General features: G+C 69.7%; 5 protein-coding genes. 4 read left to right on the forward strand and 1 reads right to left on the reverse strand.

The window, feature by feature from the left end:
• On the reverse strand, positions 1–1,394 hold a 1,394-nt coding region (locus tag QNJ12_RS23550; RefSeq protein ID WP_300626528.1), incomplete at its 3' end, for a glycoside hydrolase family 2 protein.
• 181 nt (positions 1,395–1,575) lie between these two features.
• On the opposite strand from QNJ12_RS23550, the gene QNJ12_RS23555 reads away from it, so the two are divergent.
• Genes QNJ12_RS23555 through QNJ12_RS23570 form a run of 4 tightly spaced genes read left to right on the forward strand, consistent with a single transcriptional unit; the run spans position 1,576 to position 6,108 of the window.
• Positions 1,576–2,292 (forward strand): AzlC family ABC transporter permease, encoded by a 717-nt coding sequence (locus QNJ12_RS23555; protein ID WP_300626530.1) that lies wholly within the window; start codon positions 1,576–1,578, stop codon positions 2,290–2,292.
• Positions 2,289–2,606, forward strand: a complete 318-nt coding sequence (locus tag QNJ12_RS23560; protein WP_300626532.1) for an AzlD domain-containing protein — start codon at positions 2,289–2,291, stop codon at positions 2,604–2,606. Before QNJ12_RS23555 ends, QNJ12_RS23560 begins: the two co-directional genes overlap by 4 nt.
• Positions 2,607–2,666: 60 nt before the next feature.
• Complete coding sequence (locus QNJ12_RS23565; protein WP_300626534.1) at positions 2,667–4,079, forward strand: sigma 54-interacting transcriptional regulator; 1,413 nt, start codon at positions 2,667–2,669, stop codon at positions 4,077–4,079.
• A 22-nt stretch (positions 4,080–4,101) separates the two neighbouring features.
• Entirely contained in the window at positions 4,102–6,108 is a 2,007-nt protein-coding gene (locus QNJ12_RS23570) for a hypothetical protein (RefSeq protein WP_300626536.1), read from the forward strand.
• Positions 6,109–6,284 lie beyond the last annotated feature (176 nt).

The following is a 6,284-nucleotide window of genomic DNA, read 5'->3' on the forward strand; positions in this document are numbered from 1 at the left end:
ACGTCGCCGTGGTACCAGCCGAAGTAGAAGTGGCTGTCGGTGCCGTCGAGCGTCGGGAGGTGGGGGAGCACTCCCGAGTGCGGCACGCACAGTCGAGTCGGGTCGGCTCGCTCGAACGCCCGCCTCACCCACCGGTCGAGCACCGTCTTGTTCCAGGACGGCAGCTGGTGCGCGGCGATGTACTGCAACCGCGACCGCGCCGTCGCGCCCTCGATGCCGACCGCGACCGCGGCAGGGTCGTTGTGCGCGTTCCATTGGACGATCGATGGGTGATGTCCGAGCATGTCGACGGCGGCGGTCGCCTGGTCGACCGCCTGGCCGCGCACCGATCGCGAGTAGCCCCACTGCAGTGGGAAGTCCTGCAGCAGCAGCACGCCCATCTCGTCGGCGGCGTCGTAGATCGCCCGGTCGGCGATGTGGCCGTGGACGCGGAGCGCGTCGAGGCCGGCGTCGACGGCGAGCTCGATGTCGCGTCGCATCTCGGCAGGCGTCGCGTCCGCCAGCGCCGCCCGGGTCGGCAGCAGGTTGGCCCCCTTGAGGAACAGGCGCTCGCCGTTGACCGAGCAGGACCAGTTGTTCCACGCGACGACGCGGAAGCCGGTCCGCCGCTGGTGGCGGTCGCTCGACTCGCCGTCGACCAGCACCTCCATGACGACGTCGGTCAGTGGCTGCTCGCCGAGCGAGCGCGGCCACCACAGCGCCGGATCGGCGACGTCGAGGTTCCACGTCACCTCGTTGAGTCCCTTGGCGACGTGGTGGTCGGCGTCGGCCATCACGTCGCCGTCGATCGTCGTGCGGATCCGGACCGAGCGCGCCCGGTCGCTGTCGAGGCGTGCGGTGAGCAGGAGGTGGGCCCGCGTCTCGTCGGCGTCGCGGCAGAGCACGCGGAAGCGATCGATGCGAACCGGACCGGTGTCGTGGACGTGCACGGACCGCCAGAGCCCGCCGGGGTTCCAGGTGCGGTCGATGCCGTCCCAGTGCTGGAAGACGCCCGTGATGGTGCGCTTCCCGCGGTGGCTGTGCTGCGGCGGGCACGCCACCTCGATCGCGACGACGTGCTCGTCGCCGATGCGCGAGAGTGCCGTCACGTCGAACCGATGTGGCATGAAGTACCCCTCGGTGTCGCCGAGGTAGGCGCCGTCGAGCCAGACGTCGGACTGGTAGAAGACACCGTCGAGGGTGATCCACCGGCGGACGTCGTCACCGGGTTCCGGCATCGTGAACCGCTGGCGGTACAGGATCGGTCCGTCGCTCTCGGCGAGATCGGGGTGGCTCCGCCAGTGGCCGGGGACCGGCAGCTGCGCCCACGTCGAGTCGTCGGCGTCGACGCCGATCGCGTCTCGCCGCAGGTCGTCGGTCGCGACGGCCGCCCGCCACATCCCGGTGAGGTCCACGGCCGGATCGTACCGATCGGCGACTCACGGAGCGTCGGCCGCAGCGCGGCGGGCGGCGGCGCCTCGCTGTTCGTCCCGAAGGCGATGTCCTGAACGACCTCGCGATCGTGGTGCCCAGGGCACCGCGCTGGGGCCGCAATCCACCCCTGGCCGCGCGCCGGCGAGCGTTACCCTCGGCGCGGTGCTGGCGCTCTCGACGCGGTTCTCCAACGACGTCGACCGCCGCGCCGTTGCCGATGCGATCCCGCTGTTCCTCCCGGCGATCCCGTTCGGCTTCGTGCTCGGTCTGGCCAACACCGAGTCGGCGATGCCGGCATTCGTCGCCTGGCTCACGTCGCCGCTGATCTTCGCCGGCGCCGCCCAGCTCGCCGTCGTGACGCTGGCGGGCACGGCGTCGATCTGGGCGGTCATCGTGGCCGGCCTCGTGATCAACACGCGGCACGTGATGTACAGCGCGGCGATGGCTCCGGCGTTCTCGGACCAGCCGCGGTGGATGCGATGGTTCGGGTCCTTCCTGCTGATCGACCAGGTGTTCGCGCTGGCGATCCTCCAGGTCGATCGGCCGCCGGCCGAGTTCCGTCGCTACTACCTCGCGGTCGGGCTGTTCTTCTTCGTCAACTGGCAATGGGCGACCGCCGTCGGGATGGTCGTCGGGCCGGTGGTGCCCGAATCGTGGCGACTCGACTTCGCGCCGGCCGTGATGTTCCTCGGCCTGGTGCTGATCGGCATCCAGCGCCTGCCGCAGGGCGTCGCCGCGCTGGTCGGCGGTCTCGTCGGGCTCGCGGCAGCGGGACTGCAGGACCGCCTCGGCATCCTCGTCGGAGCCGTCGCCGGCGTCGTCGCCGGGTCGATCGCCGAGTACCGGGTCGCCGCGCGAGACGAGACGTCGGCGACATGAGCACTGCAGCCGCGCTCGCGATCGTGGCCGGCGTCGCCGTCATGACGTACGTGATGCGTGCCATCGGCATCCTCGCGCTCGCAGGGCGCCGGCTGCCGCTCGTGGTCGAACGGGCGCTGCGCAACGTCGGGCCGGCCGTGCTCGCCGCGCTGACGGTCAGCCTGGCGGCCGGCGGCGAGGGTGGCCCCGACCTCGAGCTCGCCGAGGCGGCCTCGCTGATCGTCGCCGGCGGCGTCGCCTGGTGGCGTCGCAACATCATCTGGACGTTGCTCGCCGGCATGGTGACGCTGTGGGTGCTCACCGCGCTGCTGTGACGTCCGGCCGGAGCGATACCTGAAGGGACACGTCGGCGCGGACCGGGGTAGCGTCGGATCATGGCAGAGCGTGCGGCGACGTTGGCGGAACTGCGGGCATCGGGTTGGGTCTCCCGTCCGGTCAAGGAGGAGATCCGCGCCAACGCGGTCGCCAAGATCCGGTCGGGGGCATCGTTGTTCGACGGTGTGCTCGGCTACGAGCACACGGTCATGCCGCAGCTCGAGAACGCCTTGCTCGCCGGTCACGACGTGATCTTCCTCGGCGAGCGCGGTCAGGCGAAGACCCGCATGATCCGCTCGTTGACCGGCCTGCTCGACGAGTGGATGCCGATCATCGCCGGCAGCGAGATCAACGACGACCCCTACGAGCCGGTGTCGAAGCACGCCCGAGAGCTGGTCGACGAGATGGGCGACGAGGCGCCGATCGACTGGGTCCACCGCGATCACCGCTTCGGCGAGAAGCTCGCGACGCCCGACACGTCGATCGCCGACCTGATCGGCGAGGTCGACCCGATCAAGGTCGCCGAGGGCCGCTACCTCTCCGACGAGCTGACGCTCCACTACGGGCTCGTGCCGCGCACCAACCGCGGCGTCTTCGCGATCAACGAGCTGCCCGACCTCGCCGAGCGGATCCAGGTCGGCCTGCTCAACGTGCTCGAAGAGCGCGACGTGCAGATCCGCGGCTACAAGATCCGGCTGCCGCTCGACGTGATGCTGGTCGCCTCGGCCAACCCCGAGGACTACACCAACCGCGGTCGCATCATCACGCCGCTCAAGGACCGGTTCGGCTCGCAGATCCGCACGCACTACCCGCTCGACGCCGAGCTCGAGTACGAGATCATGCAGCAGGAGGCGCGTCCACTGTCGGTCGGCGAGACCGCCGGCGTCGCTGTGCCCGAGTACCTCGGCGAGGTCGTCGCCACGTTCAGCCAGCTCGCGCGGGCGAGCAGCCACGTCAACCAGCGCAGCGGCGTGAGCGTCCGCCTCAGCGTGTCGAACTACGAGGCGCTGGCGGCCAACGCGCTGCGGCGCGGGCTGCGGGCCGGCGAGCACGCGATCGTGGCCCGGGTCGACGACCTCGACGCGCTCGCCGCCAGCTCGATCGGCAAGATCGAGATCGAGGCGTTGGAAGACGGCCGCGAGGGTGCGATCTTCGACAACCTCGTGAAGGGCGCGGTGCTGACGGTCTTCAAGGAGCGCGTCGACCCGTCCTTCACGACGCCCATCGTCGACGCCTTCGAGGAGGACGGTCTGGTCGTCCACACCGGCGAGGACCTCACCAGCGCCGAGCTCGCCAACCTCGTCCAGCAGATCCCGGCGCTGGCGGCGCCGGTCGCCGCGCTGGCCGGTGGCGAGGAGTCCGAGGCCGCGGTCGCCGCCGCCGCCGAGTTCGTCCTCGAAGGCCTGCACCTCTCCAAGCGCTTGAACAAGGACGAGTCCGGCGCCAGCGCGACCTACCGGGGGCGCCTCTAGGCGGGCGCGGTACGGTTCGATCATGGCACCGCGGTTCACGTACTCACGGTGGGACGGGACGCAGCGCGGGTTCGACCTCGACGCCGACCTGCTGTTCGACCAGCTGACCGACGAGCTGCTCTACCACGGCGACGTCAACGCCGCGCTGCGGCGGATGATGCAGGAGGGCATGCGCGACGCCGACGGCAACCCCCTCGACGGCCTGCGCGACATGCTCGACCGGCTCCGGCAGGAGCGTCAGGACCGGCTCGAGCGCCACGACCTCGGCGGCGTCTACGACGAGATCTCGCGCGAGCTCGACGACATCGTCGACGAGGAGCGGCACGCGATCGAGAACGCCGTCCGCGCCGCCGAGACCAGCGGCGACGAGCGGCGCTCCGAGGCCGCCCGCAACACCGCCGCCGAGCGCAACATGCGCCTCGACATGATGCCGAGCGACCTCGCCGGCAAGGTGCGCGAGCTCGGCTCGTACGACTTCGAGTCCGCCGAGGCGCAGCAGCGCTTCGAGCAGATGATGGACCGCCTGCGCGACCAGCTGATGCAACAGGCCGTCGACCAGCTGAGCGACGGCATGCAGAACATGTCACCCCAGGACATGCAGCGCATGAAGGACATGCTGGCGGCGCTGAACGAGATGCTCGAGAAGCACCAGCGCGGCGAGGACCCCGGCTTCGAGCAGTTCATGGACGAGTTCGGCGACTTCTTCCCCGAGAACCCCGAGAGCGTCGAGGAGCTGCTCGAGCAGATGGCCCGGCGAATGGCCGCGATGCAGGCGATGCTCAACTCGATGACGCCCGAACAGCGGGCCCAGATGCAGCAGCTCGCCGAGCAGCTGATGGAGGACATGGACCTGCAGTGGCAGATGGACCAGCTCGGTTCGAACCTGCAGCAGATGTTCCCGCAGATGAACTGGGGCCAGTCGTACGACTTCGAGGGTCAGGACCCGATGGGGATGGCGCAGGCCATGCAGGCGATGGCCGACCTGGGCGACCTCGACCAGCTCGAGCACCTCCTCCAGAACGCCACCAACCCGGGGGCGCTGGCCGAGGCCGACATGGATCGCGTCCGCGACCTGCTCGGCGACGACGCCGCCCGGGCGCTCGAGCGGCTCAGCCAGCTGACGAAGATGCTCGAAGAGGCGGGCCTGATCGAGAACAAGGAGGGCCGCCTCGAGCTGACGCCGCGCGGCCTGCGGGCGATCGGCTCGAACGCGCTGCGCGATCTGTTCACGAAGCTGACCAAGGACCACGTCGGTCAGCACGAGCTGCACCAGCACGGGCAGGGCCACGAGCGCACGTATCAGACCAAGCCGTACGAGTTCGGCGACCCGTTCCAGCTCGACCTCCACCGCACGATCCGCAACGCGCTCCGGCGCGCCGGCGCGGGTACTCCCGTCGAGCTCCAGCCCGACGACTTCGAGATCGAACGCACCGAGCACCTGACCCGCTCGTCGACCGTGCTGATGCTCGACCTGTCGATGTCGATGCCGATGCGCGACAACTTCCTGCCGGCGAAGAAGGTCGCGATGGCGCTCCACCACCTGATCTCGTCGCAGTTCCCGCGCGACTACCTCGGGCTGGTCGGCTTCAGCGAGACGGCGCGCGTCATCACCGCCGAACAGCTCCCCGAGGTGTCGTGGGACTTCGTGTACGGCACGAACATGCACCACGGGTTCACGCTCGCCCGCCAGCTCCTGGCGAAGCAGACCGGCGCGAAGCAGATCATCATGATCACCGACGGCGAGCCGACCGCACACATCACGCCCCACGGCGACGTGTACTTCAATTACCCACCGGTCCGCGAGACGGTCGAGGCGACGCTGCGGGAGGTGGTCCGTTGCACGCGCGAGCAGATCCGCATCAACACGTTCGTGCTCGACGCCACCAGCGCGCTGACGGCGTTCATCGAGCGGTTGACGCAGATCAACGGGGGTCGGGCGTTCTACACCACCAACGAGGCGCTCGGCGACTACGTGCTCGTCGACTTCCTCGAGCACCGGCGCCGGATGACCCGGCGGCGCGCCGGCTGACGCACGCGCACTCACCTGACCACGCTCCGTGGTCGCCGACCACAACGCTTCCCGGCGGGATCACGAACCGCGCGATCGCCCTGCTCAGAGCATTCGCGAAATGCACCCTTGCGGGAAGCGGGTATGGTATGCGAGAATCACACGAATGTAACTACAGCGTCGTCACCATGGTGCCG

It is taken from the genome of Ilumatobacter sp. (genome assembly GCF_030065885.1).
Lineage (GTDB): Bacteria > Actinomycetota > Acidimicrobiia > Acidimicrobiales > Ilumatobacteraceae > Ilumatobacter.

Coding starts and splice junctions, on each gene's coding strand:
- QNJ12_RS23560 (WP_300626532.1), top strand. CDS start 2,289: ATGAGCACTGCAGCCGCGCTCGCGATCGTGGCCGGCGTCGCCGTCATG.
- QNJ12_RS23565 (WP_300626534.1), top strand. CDS start 2,667: ATGGCAGAGCGTGCGGCGACGTTGGCGGAACTGCGGGCATCGGGTTGG.
- QNJ12_RS23570 (WP_300626536.1), top strand. CDS start 4,102: ATGGCACCGCGGTTCACGTACTCACGGTGGGACGGGACGCAGCGCGGG.